Source organism: Prevotella veroralis (assembly GCF_018127765.1).
Taxonomy (GTDB): Bacteria; Bacteroidota; Bacteroidia; order Bacteroidales; family Bacteroidaceae; genus Prevotella; species Prevotella veroralis.
Map to the genome: position 1 here is coordinate 312,562 of NZ_CP072331.1, position 17,852 is coordinate 330,413.

The window sequence follows — 17,852 nt, forward strand, 5'->3', positions numbered from 1 at the left end:
CTTCCTTGCCATGAAAAGGGCGTCTCTTCACATCGAAGAAACGCCCTCTTTGTTTGCTAATAGTAGTATTTACTCCCCTCTCCATTCGGAGAGGGGCTGGGGGTGAGGCTGTAGTTGGCTGGGAGTGAGGCTGCCCTCTGATTGAAAGAAGTCGTATTTTAGCCCAGATACTTCATCAACACGCGGGCGTTACCACTCTCACGTATCTTCTCTATAGCCTTTTCTCGAATCTGTCGAACACGCTCACGAGTAAGCCCCATCTCGGTTCCGATCTCCTCAAGACCTTTCTCTTGGCACCCGATACCGAAGCATTCTGTGACGATCTTAATCTCTCGGTCCTTCAGAGTATTCTGTAGAACGGCACGCAAATCATCCGACATTGACTCGAAGTCAACGCCCTTGTCTGTACGAGAATCATCACCAGAAGAGAGCATATCACTCATTGAATTGTCATCATCGTCACTGAAAGGTGCATCGATACTCATGTGGTGGTTATCCGCACTCTGGCTCTGTCTGATGCGCGACTCTTCGATCCCCGTGAGCTCAGCAAGCTCATGGATAGATGGACGACGGTTGTGTTTCTGCACAAATTCGTTCGTTACCTGGTTGATTTTCGATATAGCACCAACCTGATTAAGAGGCAATCTCACGATACGACTCTGCTCTGCAATAGCCTGCAGAATGCTCTGACGAATCCACCACACAGCGTATGAAATGAACTTAAAACCACGCGTTTCGTCGAACTTCTCAGCTGCTTTTACTAAACCAATGTTGCCCTCGTCGATAAGATCGGTTAGTGACAAACCTTGGTGCTGATACTGTTTAGCAACAGAAACGACGAATCGGAGGTTGGCTTTAATCAGTTTCTCCTTAGCGCGTTCACCCTTTCGTCCGCCCTTATGGATCTCCTGTGCGAGTTCAATCTCCTCATCAACCGTAATCATCGGTTCGCGTCCTATCTCAACAAGATACTTATCTAACGCCTCGCTAGAACGGTTTGTGATGCTCTTAGAAATCTTAAGTTGTCTCATGAATAATTGCTATCTCCTCCTTTAAGAACCTATTAATTTCTCCTAAAAAAATGGTTGATTTCCGTTATCCTAATTTGATACGGCGTGCAAAGGTACATATAATTATGTGAAAAACAAAATCCAGTTGTATTGATTCAAGCACTTTTATGCTTTTTTATAGATTGATTATCTCCATTGTAATTTATCGATGGGGAAGATCCCACGCAGCCTCCCCGAAAGGAAAAGAAGAAGCCTCACCCCCAACTCCTCTCCGAATGGAGAGGGGAGTAAATACTACTATTAGCAAACAAAGAGGGCGTTTCCTCGATGTGAAGAAACGCCCTCTTTGTTTGCAAAAACACAACTAACGAAAGCCTCCCCAAGCCCCTCCGAAGGAGGGGATGTGCCTAACGGGATGACAAAAGGGAGCGAAAAGGCGGACAGACGAGGGCGTCTGTCCCTACTTGTGACACCCCTTTCGTATGCAAATAATACTATTCACTCCCCTCTCCATTCGGAGAGGGGGCGGGGGTGAGGCTGTAGAGGAGCCGCATTGAGGCTGCTCTTTTACTTCAAACAGATCTTTGTAGCCTTATTGCCTACACGCACAACGTATGTGCCGGGAGCCAATGAGATGTGGAGATCAGCGGTTGCGACCTTGGCACGATAGATGGTTTTGCCATCAATGGAGTAAACAGCTACAGGGCTGTTCTCGCCTCCTACGATGTTAATACCACCTGCAACGAACTGAATCTTGACGTCTTCATTGGTCTTCACTGCGTCAATGCCTGTTGGAGTAAACTTAACGTAATCAGTGCTAAGAACGGCTTTTGGGAAGGCAGGATTCGTCATTACGCATACGAGGTTATTAATAGCCTTATCCAGTTTCAGTGTAGTGACACCATTCTCAAGTGTGTATGATTCGTTGAGTTCCAGCTCTTCGCCATCAAGCTCGCCATCCCTAACTTGTATCTTACCAACGAACCAACGGAAGGTAGTTGGCTCTCCGCCAGCTGTCACCTCAGAGCTGAGATCAACCTTACCATTGACACATTCAACCTTAATTGGGTCCTGAAGGTTGTACGAGTATCTGTTATAACGCTGCTTCTTGGATAGTCCTTTCGTTACTTTCTCATTAGCCGGAGGCATCGTAGAGAAGCGTAGACGGTTACCAACAAGGTTGAGGATCTGCAACTCTGGGTTCTGTGTATAAGGTACAGAAACGGCTGTCAATCTATTAGAAGCTAAGAACAACTGTTGCAATTTAGGCAACTTTGACACGTCGATAGACTCCAGTTTGTTCACACTCAAGTCTAAGTTCCACAAGATTGGGTTATCGAGGACAATGCTTGTCAAGCTGTTGTTTGAGATCATCGCAAGCTCTAACTTCTTTGCAGAAGAAAGGTCAATGGATGTGATCTTATTGTCAGCTAATGTGAGGAAGGACAAGTTTGGATACTTAGACACATCAAAGTTAGCGAGCTTATTACCGCTTAGATTGAGCTGAGTAATATACTGTCCGTCGGCCGGGAGCTTAACACTTTCCAAGCCTGTATTCGATAGCGTGATAGCGTGTGTACGCCCCAGTTTAGAGAGATCAGCGTTCTCCATCTGTACATTTGATACACTGAAGACTGAAAGCTCATCGGTTGGGTTGGCAACAAGCACACGTACTCTGGCTCCTTCCTTAGACTTAGCACGGAAGCGGGTGTAGGTGTTCTTTAGTGTATATTGATAGACATTATTATCGCCACTCCACTCGAAATAAACCGAAGTACCTGCTACTGGACTTGCCAAAGAGAGTTCTACACTATCGGTCTGGTTGACTGTTGTGAACTCTGCCAATACGTTTGTTGGCATTGGGATAGGCGTTGTTGAGGTTGTTTTGAACACATTGACACCCTTGAAATCAGGGTATGCCTCGTGTGTCATCTCACAATAGATACGCCCCGTACTGGTGTTCTTGAACTTAGAAGAACCCTTGTTGATGGTATAGTCTGTGCCCTCTATAAGAGCCTGATTATTCAGTTTCTTCCATACGAACTGAGTAACTTTTCCGTTCTTGGTTACATATTGTTCGGATAGGTCGATACCAGGGGAAGCAGTAGAGATCTCCAATGGGTTCTGTGGAGCATATAGGAATTTGCCCTGCCCGAGACCGAGATAATCAGGCATAGTAGCCAATGTGAAGAAGTTACCACGGATGTCCAATGTCTTCAATGGAGCATTAGCAGGAACGTAGAACTTCGACAACTGGTTATAAGAAATATTCAGATTCTCAAGCAACTCACTATGGTTCAGCAACATGGTGTTGAACTGGTTGTGTGAAGCATCAAATGAGCGGAGGTTGTCGGCATTGTTTACTCCGAGCTTAACGAGGTTGTTGTAACTTACATCAAGATGACGAACAACAGTGATGTTGTTATACTCGATCGTCTCCAACTTGTTGTGACTAAGGTTGATGTCAGTCAATATACTCTTATCGAAGTAAGTAGAAGGTCCCTTCAAGCTCACCTTTCTCATGTTGTTATAAGAGAGGTCTAACGTCTCGAGCTTGTTGTTATATCCAAGCCCAACAGAGTCTAAGTCGGCATGAATCAAAGCGAGGTGACGGAGTTGAGGGAGGTTATCGAGGTCAATCTTAGACATCTTCACGCCATCAGTTCCTAATGCTGTGATCTGCTTATCCTGTGGTACATAAACCGTAACAACGTTTGATCCGGTAAGAGTTCCTGTAACATTAACGGCCGTAGGAAGCTCGTCTACAATGGTTCTCTCAACCTTCGTGCCATCACCAAAGTCGATCTTCACCTTTACAGGAGCAGCTGCCGTAGCATCCTTCACACCAATCGCCATCTTGATGGCAGAGCCTTGTGCGTTGCCAGTAACAAATGAGAAAGCCTTGTCGTCCTGCCCAAATTCAGCTGTAGTCTTTACTCGGAAGTTCGCAGTGCGTAGTGAGTAATCCTTCAAGACAGAGTTCTCATACTGGATAAAGACTTCACCTTCAACCGCACGCTTCAGTGTTAACTTACCATTGTTATAGTCGTAATACTCGCCAGAGAGCTTCTCTGGCTTCGTTGGGTCATCCTTTGGCACACGATAGAGCACACCATTTGTGGTTGAATTAGGACGATTGACACGACTGGAAAGGTCGACAACAGAACCGACACTATAGGTTGGGTTCACTTCAAGATCATTCTGTTCGTGATAATACTCGAACCAGTTTTTAGGTTGAGGGAGCGTTACGAAGTCAAGATAGTTATAACGAACATTCACGCTATAGAGCTTTGTGTTCTTTGTTAAATCAAGGCTTCTTAGCTTGTTACGAGCACATGAGAAGGTGAAGAGTTCAGGGTTTCTTGTGAGGTTGAGATTGGTTAGATTGTTACCATCACAATAGAAGATCGTAAGTAGCGGACACCTTGTTACATCAATGTTATCAAACTTGATGTCTGTATTAACGCTACCCGATGAATGAGAGGCATATAACTGCTTGATCTTTCCACTACGGCTGAGATCAAGGTTCTTAATGCGTGAGTCGCTGATATTCAGCACCTCCAAAAGAGGGTTCTTGCTAAGATTTACAGAAGAGACAGAGGTCATGTCCAAGCTCAAACGGCGTAGATTCTCACATCCTGTAGGGTCGCAAGAAGTCAGACTAAGTGTGTGATAAGCATCGAAAGATACTAACTTCGGGAAGTTCTTTAGTGTGAAACTTGGCGAGATATGCCCTATCTGCGTTACTTCCAACACCTGAAGGTTAGGCAAACGACCAATCATCAACGGTGTTGCAGCTGTGAAGGGGTTGTCCTCCAAATAGATTACTTGCAACTTCTGGAGCTTATCAATGTTCAAAGCCTGCAACGAGTTATGTTCGAGGTTGAGAATCTTTAAGCCCAACTGATCGCTGAACTTGATTTGATCAATCTCTTGACCAGAAGCATTGAAATAGTCGATCTTGCTTGCATCACCATAGATCTTGACCCAGCCTTTATCGTCTACTTGCACAGAAACAGGTGAACCTTTCACAGCAACTTCACCCTGTTCTGTAGTCGTCAAGCTGGCTATTCCGATCTCAGCTTCTTCCTCTCCGTTACCGCCATCGACGCTAAGTGTAGTCGATTCGGTGGCTCCGAGAGATAGATAAACCATTGGAGTGGTACCAGCACTCTTAGCCTTTGCATACACATTAGTATGGAAGGAGATGATAGGCTCGCCCTCTTGTGCATGCACAACGAGCGGACTTAACAGCATTACCACCAATCCTATGAGGAATGATGATAGGTAGGTAAACTTTTTATTCATATCCATTGAATAGATTAATAAATGATTATTCGTTTTGAAACTCCGCCTGCTACTTGCACAAGGTACACGCCCTTGCCCCATGAAGCGGCATTAACTTCAGCCTCATCGCCCACACACTGCTGTGCATGAACAAGCTGTCCAGAGACGGTATAGACGCGCAGACCAAACTGCTTAGCCCCTGCGAGGAATACACGGAACGAACGCTCGCCGGTCATGGTGATGAGTGGTTCGGTCTTCTCAGCCACTGTCTTCACACCATCAATACCTGTCTTCATCTCATTCAACACCTCTTTTAAACCAGCATAAGCGTTGAACTTGCCCGCACCCCACTGCACAGGATCGCCTGTATGGAGCACTTTATCGTCCTTAACGGCAGTCTTCTGGATGATACGGAACACATCCTTGTACTTCAATTTAGGATTAGCTTGAAGCCAAAGAGCAATGGAACCTGCTACAACAGGCGTTGCCATGGATGTACCCAACGTCTGCGCCCAGTAATAAGTCTTGTTCCCTTTCTTCAACTTACCCTGTAGTCCGGCATCAGTAACACCATTGGCAGGATCGTCAACGAAGTAGCCATTGTAAGAAGAGATGATAGCTGCTGCACCAGGTGCACATATATTAGGTAGGCTTCTGCCGTCAGCAATAGTGCCATAAGATGAGAATCGAGTGGCTTGTCCATCTGGATACTCATCAATACCATCCTTTACATTATAACCATAGACCCATCCGTCGAGACTGGGCCAGTGTTTACGAACATTGTAACTGCCCACGCTAATAACATTCTTGGCACATGCCATATCACTAATTGAGCCATTGCGCGAACCTTTATCGAACTTCTTTATATCATAGTTATCGAAGTAAACAAACTGTGCATCACCATAGGCATCAATGCGCTGACCGGCTTTCTTGCTCTTAAACAAGAGTCCGAGCTTGTACTGCCCATCCTTATTTGTGGTTTGATTGTCGCTGGTCAGGAACTGAACAAGAGCGTAGTAACGACCTGTTTCAGGGTCTTTCATTGACGCAAGACCGATATATCCATCGAAAGCCTTTGCGAAAGTAACATCCGTGGCAGCACCATTAACAGCATAATCGCCACCTGATGAGATGGTAACGGGCTGACCGTTAGTATTGCTCTTAACGGTGAATCGCTTAGCGATAAAACCCGTTTGTCCATTGTAAATGATGACTTGCATCTCGAACTCGGTGGAGTCCTGACTATAAGCAGCTACCTGTCCGTTGCGCAAGTTATAGTAAGTTTTACTCGTCATCTTAAACTCTCCCTCTGCCATTGGGCGTATGAGGGTTTGCTTGATTTGCCCCGGTTTATCGAACTTAGCCGTATATGCCACAGGATAATTAGCTTCGTTACCGGCTGCCACACAAATGATTACATCCTTACCACACTCTGCAAGGAACTTATTCATCACACTTGTAGAGTCGTGAGCACCAACGTTACTACCTAAAGAAAGGTTGATAACGCAAGGTTTAGGCTCTTTGCCAGACAGCTTCGCATAGTTGACAATGTCGTCAACACCCATTGCGATGAACATATCTTGCAAGTCGCCGCATGAAGCAACAAGCTCGGATTCGGGCGCACAGCCGTAGAATGGATTCGGACCAACCACTTGCTTGGATGTTTGGTCAGTCACTCTCTGAGCATAAGTGATGTTTCCTCTATAGCCACCAGCCATGATTCCAGTAGTATGCGTACCATGGAAACTCTTTTCAGAGTCGGTTGTGAATTCCTTCTCTATCGAATAAGTCTCATCCTTGTGTGCCATAGTGTCGATCACAGCCTGTGGATAATAATTCTGATAGAGGTAGCCTTCCTTTGTGGCTGATGACTTCGTGATCTTACTGATGTAACCGAAACGTGTGGTGCCATCAGACTTGAGGAAGTTGATATGGTTAGCCTCGATACTACCATCAACAATACCCGTCACAACGCCTTTACCAGTGTAAGCCTGTGGGAGGTCGAGCCCTTGATGAATCTTGTCGACACCTATCTCCTTACGAACAACATCCATCTTCTGATACACGCGACGTGGGAGTTCAATGCGATGAACGCACTTCAGACTTGCAACACGCTCTACATCAGCAACAGGCAAAGAAACTATTGCGATGTTACCACGCACACGAAGCACCTTTACACCTTGTTCTTCGAGTTTCTGCAAGGCATCATCACCCTTAAACTCAACCATTGCCATGGTTCCTTTTGGCAACGATTTCTGGAACTCATAAGCACGAGTACGGGCATTATAAGTCGGTATAGAGGTATTGCGCATACGCAACAACTCCATCTGACTCTGTAGGTCTAACTTGGACTGACCATGTGCAGTCCAAGCCAAACCGAGGCTTAAAACAGTAAATAGAAATTTTCTCATCACTTATTGATTATTACTTTCTTACCATTAATAATGTATATTCCACGTGGTAACTTGGTCTCATTTACGCGTGTTCCATCCAAACGATAGACTTCGTTCTTGCCGTTTGCTGATTGGCGAACAGCCTCAATTCCAGTTGGATCTCCCTTAATCTTAATCTCTAAGAGATCGCCATCCTGCAATGTAACCTCATACGCGGTGCTATTTTCATAAGCACTTTCAACCTTAGTGCCATTAAGTTTCACGAGCATCTTATTGGCGTCTGCTCCATAGGCAGAGAAGCGGAATGGATTGTCTTCAGACATGAACATGAGGGTGTTCTCACCAGTTTGCATGGCAACTTTAGAGTGGTCGGCACGCTCGAAGTTGAAGCCATACGGACTTGCAGAAAGGTCATCAATAACAACGGTTGCCTTCTTATCTCTTACAATCTTAGAGGTCTTGATCTCAACAACCGAACCTTCAGAAAGGTAGAACTGATAGGATCCATCATAATTGGCAGACTGCTGTGCACCATTGATCTTGACGCTTTCAATTTTGCAATCAGCTGTCGGCTTTAATTCAAATTGTTTACTGCGCTCGCCGAACTCAATGTTGTTTTCGCCTGCAACAAGGCTAACTACCTTATTTTGATAGCTCTGTCCATGATAGAGAATGGCATTAGCTGGATTGTCGATAGACACTTTGGCGTGAAGCATAGCATACTTATGTGACTTCACATCAATGGTGGTTTCGCCTGTAACGAGATAATCATAAGAGATGCCATAGATGGTTATCTTCTTACCATTTATCTTGAGTTCGTCCAGAGCGAAGTCCTTGGTATTGAAGTTTAAACTAATTTTCTTGCCTGCTTTCACTGTGAAGTTGCCAGCAAGGAAATTGCTAACAGCCTGTCCATCAACCATCACACTGGCGATTACTCCCTTAGCTGCTTCATCGGAAAAAGTGAACTTTACGGGGCAATCAACATCTGGATAGTTGGCTTGAACATCGATAACTGTGTTAGAGGTAAGTGGTAGCCTGTATTCACCATCACTGCCTTGAACGTCCCTACCATCCTGTGTCACCTTATATATAGGTGCTCCACCATAGTTCGCGGAACCAAGGATAAGGGTGTTCTCTGTGCCATTTATAAACTTAACAGTATTATTACCATTTTGCAGAGAAAGGGGAGATTGGGTTTCTTGTAAGCTCGCACGAACCTTCGAAGCATCGTCTACCTTCAACGTAAAGGATGCGTCGCGATAATCGTCCAACACGCCTGACTCCACTTCAAAAAGTGCACCTGCATCAAGGTTAGAAACATATACAGCACAGCTCTTATAATTGCTGATAGCCTGGTCAACAGGCTCTTCACCAAGTTTACTCTTCGTCACTCCTAAAAGGATACAGCCCTGTTTTGCCTCAATCTGAATCGATCCATACTGTGGCACCTTCACGGTATTGTCTCCATTAACTAAGGTCAGTGGCTGACCATAGTTGACGCGTACTGCCACATGATTAACATCATCGACTTTGACAATTACAGCCGTCTCTTTATTGTCCCCGCCCTGGGCAAAGACGTTGGCAGACAATAGCAGCATGACTGCCAACAGCATAATAGAGTATAATTTCCTCATACTTTTAAGGGTTTTGGTTATTAATTGTTCTTCTTTGATCGATTTCCTCTTATGTTACTAAGTGGCTTTTCGATAAATATTCATTGATTCAATATAGGTAAGAATCATAGCAAGAAGAGGCACATTGCACCCTGGCAACGTACCTCTTCACCGCTATTTATCTATGAATATCATATTTAATTCATTTAAGCTCATACCTAATTAAAGTTCACAAGCCGTAATCCTTTATCGAAGACGAGCTTGTAGGAAGGATCCAAAGTAGATGTTAGTGTCAACTTCGTTGGGCTCTTCGGATCATCAAGCGATACCTCGTAGGTTGTTTCAAGACCATTCAGTTTGAAGCGAACGAGTGCATCTTCAAAGCTAAGATATTGCTTAAAGATTGGGTAGTTATTGTTGGCAGCACCGCTCAACCCAGCATTCTTTGCTTCATTAGGACCTAAGAAGAGAACGTGGTTATCATCTATTTTCTCGTAATCATAGACTACTCGACCTCCAAACTGACCATACACAGCACCAATAGTGAACACATCATCACCATCATAAGTACCTATAAACAGGCTTCGGAGTGGATACTTATTACCAGAAACAGCCTTTGCATAAGTATTAACAGTCTTCCATACAGTTACAGTCTGGGAGTTTGTCTCACTCACGTTGACTGTCCATAGACCCGAAATGAGGGCTTCAACAGGTGAAGGATAGTATGGCAAAAGCTTGACGGTATTGTCGTTTTTGTCTGCCCACTTGTCATCTTCAGAGTAAGTGAAGTTTCTTACGATCTTATCATGCACTTTCTTTGGTGCAAGCAAGTCCATTCCTTTATCGGTGTAAACGAATGGGAGGTCGATAACAACACCGTTTGTATCGGTTGCCGCAATAACATTATAATCGGTCTTAACGGCTTTCAAGGTGTCATTCCCCAGCACGAGACGATAGTGATCAGTGGTCATCAACGTCTTCATATAGCGTGCATCAGCAACATAATCATCCCATGTCTTATTCTCCGGCATAGGTGTCATGACAATGCGAGCACCTCCCTTCTTACCTTGCAGAACCACACTATCCTTCGAGCAAGACAACACACGGAACTCAAAGTCGCCTTCGAAGCCCTTACCAGCCTGCCCTACTTGTGCGCCATCGAGCTTTCCTACAGGGTCAGAAAACTTGTGGAAGGCTTTGTTGAAAGTATCGAATGAGAGTTGAACGCCCTGTGACTGGCTTACACGATAATGTGATTCAGCTTCCGTCTGTTCGGTCTCTTCCATCACTTTCACATTCTCCGTTGCATCGAACTTACAGAACACATTGTATCCGCCATACTGCTCTGCACCATAATAGGTCATCCTCCATCCGTTAGGAGCAGAGGTCAGAATCTCCTTTGTGTTACTGATTGATTCAGCTATACGATTCGCTGAAGACTTGTCAAAGACACTATCCACTTCTGGTGTACAAGCACCTAAAAGCAGGATTGATGTCAGTACAAGTAACATACTAAATAACTTCTTCATAATCTAACTCTCTTAATTTAATGTTTCCAAATCCAGGCTACTTATCTCGCTCTCACGCTTCAATACGATCTTATGTAACTTATCGATATCAACGCCCCAAGAGTCCATTAGGTAGCTGCGAATCAGTGACAACTTAGCGAGAATAGCTTTCTTTCCGTCTTCCTTACCACCTGCGGCGGTAACAGCCTGCGCCAGTCTCTTCTGCCACATCTCGTCTGTGTCGGTCACATAACACGCGAATACCTCGGCAAAGTCCTCGTTGTATTCACTGCTGGCATAGCCTGTTACGAATCCTTCAGCACCTGAATTTATATCTTTCACATTGACCCAGTCGGATGAATGGTACTTACCTTGAGAGATCGTACGGAAGTCTGTTGAATAGTTCTTGAGCTGCGTTAGAATGTGAGCAAACTCATGGTGCATAGTGTGGAAGTATGCAAAATTCAAGTCAAAGACGCCTGATGTGTTATAAGGGTCATGTTCCTCGATGTAGAGGTTATTGAAGTCGAGGTTGTTAACTTGGAACAGATTCACACGTACACCACCCTCTGCAAAACCCAAGGTAATTGACCCCTGACCATTGTATTGGGCTGATCCTACAAGCTGAAACTCACGGAAGCAATGCTCTTTCAAGAACTTCGGTCCCATCAACTCAGTGTATGCGTCCAACCAAACATGCTTGATGATCTTTGCCAAAGCGATAGAACGTTTCAGCTCAGCAGGCGTCACGTTATAGCCAAGGTTGGTGTTCTGGTCAACGTACTTATAATTAAATTTGATGTTGTAAGGCTCGGTGTAATTCTTATACAACCACTTATCAAAATCGTTCTGACGCTCCGTTGACTTCGTAGGGAATATTGAATTTCCCTTATCGACATCATCATTTGAGCAAGCCGCAGCCGTTAGTACGAGTACAGCTGCTATAAGCATTAACTTTATATTCTTCATATTTTATTACCTCCTTCACCGTTTAGTTACGTGGATTAGCTTGTAGTCCACTATTGATAACATCGGATGGCAACTGTATAGCACCACGTAGATCGCCAGCCACGAAATAGAGCGGATCTTCACCATCTATGCGGTGGGTGATCTCAATGCCATAACGTTTAATATCCTGGAAACGCAATCCTTGCTGCCAAGTCTCTATACGACGCATCTGCAAGAGGGCGTAAAGCATGTTGGTCTGTGTGCCATCTTCAACACTAAAGCCTTGTGGATGTAATGGCTTCTTGATACCCATCTGTGCATCCAGCATCACCTTTGCAGGAACTGTTGGAAGCCCATTAAAAAAACTGTTGATTGATGCCTCGGTCAGAGTAGGACGTGTGGCAGAACCCGCAGTCTCCTCTGTGTGTGATACAACCCACGCATTCATATCCGCCAAAGCAGCTGTATAATTCTTCAACAAGATCTCTGCCTCTGCACGTACCAATAGGGTTTCATCAGCTGTAAACACGGCATCCAAGCTATGAATATAGCCTGCCGTCTTAGCTGCATTGGTGTACTGCATCTCGGACATAATCTTTGGGAAGAACGTAAGCTGTGTATTACCATAGAGCATACGAGACTGATATAGCGTGTTATTCTGTGAACCTCTACCCCATGGCATAGGTGCCCAGAAGAGTTCTTTTGCTATCACTTGCTGTGCGAAGTTGAAGCGAAGAGCACCCGTACTAATCAACCGTCCCAATGAAGAGTAAGCTGTTTGAAGCATGTAATTAGCCTTCTCACTTGAACTAATGTAGGCATTGTGGATATCTACCGAACCACTGAGTGTCTTATAATGTGGCCAGTTTCGCAAGTCAGCTGATGGAGCAGAACCCAACGACTTAGTAGCATAATCGATTGCTTTCTGCCATTGTCCATAATAGAGATTGAAGCGAGCTGCGAAGGCATAAGCCGCACGACTGTTGAAGTGATACTTAGGAGCTGTCAAGTAACTATCGTCCAGTAACGGCAGAGCTTCTTCAATGTCTGCATTGATATTCTCGTATAGTTGCTTCAGAGTTCCACGTTCGTTAACAGATACTCCGGGCTCCTTTGGATAAGGAAGACCTAAGTATTGGTTGGCTTTCGTACCATCGTATGCCATACAGAAGATGTTTGAAAGGCGGAACATTGTCCATGCTCTGCACAGCAAGGCTTCAGCACGTACTGGTGAAGGATCGCGATCTTTCACCTTACTAAGGCTTGCTAACACCTCGTTGGCATGCCCTACTGCGCGGTAAGAACTATTCCACACGCTGCGTGGATCATCATTACCATCGGTCGTAACAGGCTTCCAGCGATAGACTTCACTTTGGTTAGTTTGATACATGAATGTCTTGCCATTGTCTATGACGTTATCGCTACTCCACTCCATTAGGAAGTCTGGTGACCCCTCTGAATAGGCTGAAGCTACGAGCTTCTTAGCTTTCTCAAAGGTATTAACCTCTGCTCGATCGTCAGGCAATTTATCGAGGAAGTCGTTGCAAGAGGATAGGGCAATGAGCCCTAATCCAGCAAGCAGTATATTTAAATTCTTCATGTTCTTGTCTATATATAATAATGTGTTAGATGCCAAGACGCAATGTCAAGGTGAACTGGCGAGGTGTTGGAAGAGCCACACCGCCGGCATTCATAAACTCTGGATCTTGTCCGTTGAGCTTCTTATCAGTGTAGATAAGGAAGAGGTTGGTAGCTTGGAGCTTCAGACTGAGCGCACTCAATGACAAGTGACGAATCAGTTGTACAGGGAAATCATACGACAGTGAAATCTCTTTCATACGGATGAAGTCGCCCTTTGCAATACGCTCGTTCGAATAGTTATAAGCGTTATAAGCACGAATGAGGTAACCATCCTGCTGTTGTGTACGTAGGTCGGCAATAGCAGGGATAGTGGTTTTCTCTTCATCACCAGCCTTTGTCCAACGGTTGCGGAACTCCTTAGGCATAGCCAACATGTCACTATAGCCTGTGCTAAAGAACGGATCCAAACGAACCTTGTTACCAAAGGCGTAGGTCATAAAGAGGCTCAAGTGCCAACCCTTATAACTAAAGGTATTGTTCAAAGAACCGGTAATGGTTGGGTCAGTTGGACCTTCATACTTCAAGTGACTAAGGTCGTAACTTTGGAAGTCAACGTTACTTGTGGTCAATTTACCATCTTGATTGATTACCTGAGGGATACCGTTTTTATTCAAGCCTTTGAAGTCGAAGGAGAAAAGGGCACGATAAGGATAACCCACCATAGTAAATCCTGTACCTGAAACCATCGACATAATGCGTGAACGACTATCGAGTGATGTAACCTCAGTCTTTACGTGTGAGAAGATGAAGTCGGTGCTCCATTGGAAGTTCTTCTTCAATATGTTCTTACTCGAAATAGAAAGTTCTTCACCATGAGACTTCATAGATGCAACGTTAGCATACTCTATGATTGAACCCTTTGTACCATTAGTTGTACGTGGACCAATGAGGTCGTAGTTGTTACGAGTGTACCAGTCGAAGACTACATTCAAGCGGTTATTGAAGAAACCAAGGTCTGCACCAATGTTAAACTCATGTTTCTTCTCATAAGTCAAATCCTTATTTGCGAACTGACTGATATACAAACCTGACTCCTGATCGACTGCGAATGGACGCCAGATGTTGGTACTGCGGATAATTACCTGTGAGTTGGTAATAGCTGGCTTATCACCTGTCAGTGAGTAAGATGCACGAAGAGTAGCGTGAGTCAAAGAGTTCTTGAATGTCTGTTGGAACCATGGCTCCTCGTGAACATTCCATACTCCTGATACGTTCCAAGTAGGCAACCAACGTGCAGAACGTGCCTTACCTAATCGATTACTACCCTCGTAACGGGTGGTGAAGTTAGCTGCATAGCGTCCTTTCCACGAGTAGTTAGCTGTACCGAAGAATGAAACGTCACGCATATAGCTGTTGCTCAACTGGTAATAGAGGTTACCATCTTCCACTGCCTGCTTGAAGTAGTGGTAGTCGTAACTAGGAAGGTAACCCATATCATACTGCATGCCGACACCGTCGTAAGCACTTTGTTTACGAACAATGTTGTTGACTTCCATACCACCATATAGGTTTACGATGTGACGATCATTAAAGACATCATTGTAACTGGCCGTTGCACGGAAATCCCAACTATTCATCTTGTACTTTTTCTCATTGTAGAAACCACCCTGAGGAAGCACAGAGTACTTCAGAGAGTTTGGTAAGTCAGGGTCTTGATAGAGCCATGGATTGTTGTCACGGATAGTGGCATCGTCCATAGCACGATAAGCCATTGCCATATTAGAACGCTCGCGAACCTGTGAAGCCTGCGTCGTTGTAGAGAACTTATAAGCACCGAGTACGGCAAGTGTAAGTTTGCTGATAGGCTTATACTTCAGTTCGGCTTGCACTTTCATATCGAGCACATCAAAGTCAATGAAGTTATTGGCTAACTCGTTATGAATGTTGAATGGAGCATAATTACGTATGTAAGAAGCATTCGGATCCAATGCGCGTGAAGCATTCATTGCGTATGAGAACGGGTTGATATCGAAGTTTCGACTCACCGCACCAGACGTTGGGTCGACCTCTTGATTGAATGATCCTGGGGCGCGTTGCTTACGATATGAGGTGTTACCAATTAGGTTTAACGACACCTTCTTATTGATGTTGTAGTTCGCATTGATTGAATATGTCATACGTCTAACCTTGCTCTGCTCGGTCCATCCCGGGTCATCCATGAATGAGAACGAGGTGTAGTATTGAGCCTTGTCAGTACCTGAAGACATAGAGATGGAGTGGTTCATTGAAACCGAGTTAGTAAACAACTCGTCAAACCAGTTAGTGTTTCTCATCTCTGCCTCACGCAGGTAACCATTCATAGCTTCCTCTGTGTTGGCAAGACCAAACTTACCCGTGCTCTCGTTGTAGCTGTTGATGAGCTTGTACATCTTACCATAGATACCACTTGTGGCAGCACGAAGTGTACGAGAGAAGGAGAACAATCCGTCTGCAGCCATCTCTTTGTAAACACCCATCTGCTCCTGTGAGTTCATGATATTAAACTGTGAGTAACTAGGACGAAGACGCATTGTATACTCGCCAGTGTAGCTTATTCGGTTACTTCCTGATTTACCTTTTTTGGTCGTAACTACGATGACGCCACCCATTGCACGTGCACCATATATAGAGGTGGCAGAACCATCCTTCAATATCTGGAAGCTCTCGATGTCATCTGCATTGAGTCCTGCAATAGCCGAAGAAATCAATGTTGCAGCATCACCTGATGATAGGTTGTCGGCATTCACCTCGGCTACATCGTCCATGATGACGCCATCTACAACCCAAAGTGGTTTAGAAGATCCATAGATAGAAGTGGCACCACGCACACGAATCTTTGGTGCCGTACCAAAGGTACCAGACACGTTTTGAACGCTGACACCTGCTGCACGACCCTCCAAAGAGCGGCTCACATCTGCCACACCATCGAGTTTTGCTTTCGAAGCATCAATCTTTGTAGCTGCACCAGAGAACAATCTCTTGTCCTGTTGGGTCATACCTGTAACGACAACCTCCGTGAGTTGGTGGTTATCATTAGCCAAGGTGACCTTCATACCATCCTTAGGTGTGACGGTCTGAGTGGTCATTCCAATGTAACTAACTACGAGTTTCTTGCCTGCAGGAACGTCAAGTGAGAACTTACCGTCTATATCGGTAACAGTTCCAGTCGTCGTGCCCTGTACCATGACAGAGGCTCCGATGACCCCTTGACCATCGTCCTGAGAAACTACGGTTCCATTGATTCTTGTCTGACCAAAGGCTGTTCCGATGGACAGCAATAGTCCAAACAAAAATAAAGCGAATCTTCTTTCCATAGATCTCTTTTGTTTAACTGAATTTATATTATGATACTTTGCTTTCATTATGTCAAATCAGCTCGAATGCTGAAAATAGCCTTTTGAGAACCATCTAACGGTTGTCACTATTGGAGGCTTCACCTTATTATATATATCGCCAGTAACAATTCGTTATGTTTTGATACTTTTAAACTTGAACACAATCACTGGTCACAAATTTAGGAAATATTTAATTTAGATGCAAGAGATTCACATAAAAAATTACAATTGGCGTGTACTTTTGTTTAAAACGTTTATATTTATAACTTAATAATGTGCTTTTACCTCAATTTTATGCGCTTTTTAGAATCAAAGGGTGTACGCCTTACAAGTTTCAAATCGCAACTTCTCTGTCAGAGCAAAGGCTCTCCTTTAATTCAAAATTCATAATTCAAAATTCAAAATTATGATTAGTTCGAGTTGACGAGTGGACTGGTTGACAAGTAAACGAGTTATTAGCTCTATTTGAAAAATAGGGAATCTGTAGGGACAGACGCCCTCGTCTGTCCGCTCCAACATTCCACCTTACATTACAAGCAACCTCCCCCATGCGGACAGACGAGGGCGTCTGTCCCTACTTTGAAGCAGACTCTTTAATCAACGAGAGGGACTTACTGCAATTCAAAATTCATAATTCATAATTCAAAATTATGATTAGGTAGAGTTGACGAGTCAGCTGGTTGACAAGTAAACGGGTTGCTTGTTCTGTGCAATAGATCACCACAAAGTAGGGACAGACGCCCTCGTCTGTCCGCTTACTTACCCTTACACGGCATCCCGTTAGGCAACATCTCCTCCTTTTGAGGGACTTGGGGAGGCTTTTTATGGCTGTGTTCTGGCGGACAGACGAGGGTGTCTGTCCCTACTCTGTGGCATCTCTTTGGATAAAAAGAACTATTCAAATAGGTTACCGTTAGGCGCTCCTCCCCTTGGGAGAGGCTGGGAGGGGTTTCCAGACGAGGGCGTCTGTCCCTACTGTGAAGACTCTCCATCAGACAACGGGGGCATTTCTTCATTGTCAAGAGAGGCTTCCTTCGAAACAAAGAAACGCCCTTCTTGTATCAACGGAACGCCCTTCTTGTATCAACGGAACGCCCTCTTCAAAACGAAGAGGGCGTTCCGTTGTTTTTAGTTC

At 44.6% G+C, this 17,852-nt stretch carries 8 protein-coding genes; all 8 read right to left on the minus strand.

Features of this window, described 5'->3' with window-relative positions:
• Positions 1–158: 158 nt before the first annotated feature.
• Positions 159–1,031 (minus strand): sigma-70 family RNA polymerase sigma factor, encoded by an 873-nt coding sequence (locus tag J5A55_RS09335; RefSeq protein ID WP_004381684.1) that lies wholly within the window; start codon positions 1,029–1,031, stop codon positions 159–161.
• Between the two features lie 546 nt (positions 1,032–1,577).
• Complete coding sequence (locus J5A55_RS09340) at positions 1,578–5,324, minus strand: leucine-rich repeat domain-containing protein (protein ID WP_004381681.1); 3,747 nt, start codon at positions 5,322–5,324, stop codon at positions 1,578–1,580.
• A gap of 8 nt (positions 5,325–5,332) precedes the next feature.
• Complete coding sequence (locus J5A55_RS09345; protein WP_004381680.1) at positions 5,333–7,708, minus strand: S8 family peptidase; 2,376 nt, start codon at positions 7,706–7,708, stop codon at positions 5,333–5,335.
• Positions 7,708–9,327, minus strand: coding sequence for a hypothetical protein (locus J5A55_RS09350; RefSeq protein ID WP_039850847.1), 1,620 nt, complete (start codon positions 9,325–9,327; stop codon positions 7,708–7,710). The genes J5A55_RS09345 and J5A55_RS09350 overlap by 1 nt, the downstream gene beginning before the upstream one ends.
• A gap of 197 nt (positions 9,328–9,524) precedes the next feature.
• Positions 9,525–10,835, minus strand: coding sequence for a DUF4302 domain-containing protein (locus tag J5A55_RS09355; protein WP_004381678.1), 1,311 nt, complete (start codon positions 10,833–10,835; stop codon positions 9,525–9,527).
• 12 nt (positions 10,836–10,847) lie between these two features.
• Entirely contained in the window at positions 10,848–11,783 is a 936-nt protein-coding gene (locus tag J5A55_RS09360) for a zinc-binding metallopeptidase (RefSeq protein WP_004381677.1), read from the minus strand.
• Positions 11,784–11,805: 22 nt separating this feature from the next.
• Positions 11,806–13,362, minus strand: coding sequence for a RagB/SusD family nutrient uptake outer membrane protein (locus tag J5A55_RS09365; protein ID WP_004381676.1), 1,557 nt, complete (start codon positions 13,360–13,362; stop codon positions 11,806–11,808).
• Positions 13,363–13,387: 25 nt separating this feature from the next.
• Positions 13,388–16,696 (minus strand): SusC/RagA family TonB-linked outer membrane protein, encoded by a 3,309-nt coding sequence (locus tag J5A55_RS09370; protein ID WP_039851013.1) that lies wholly within the window; start codon positions 16,694–16,696, stop codon positions 13,388–13,390.
• Between the last annotated feature and the right edge of the window lie 1,156 nt (positions 16,697–17,852).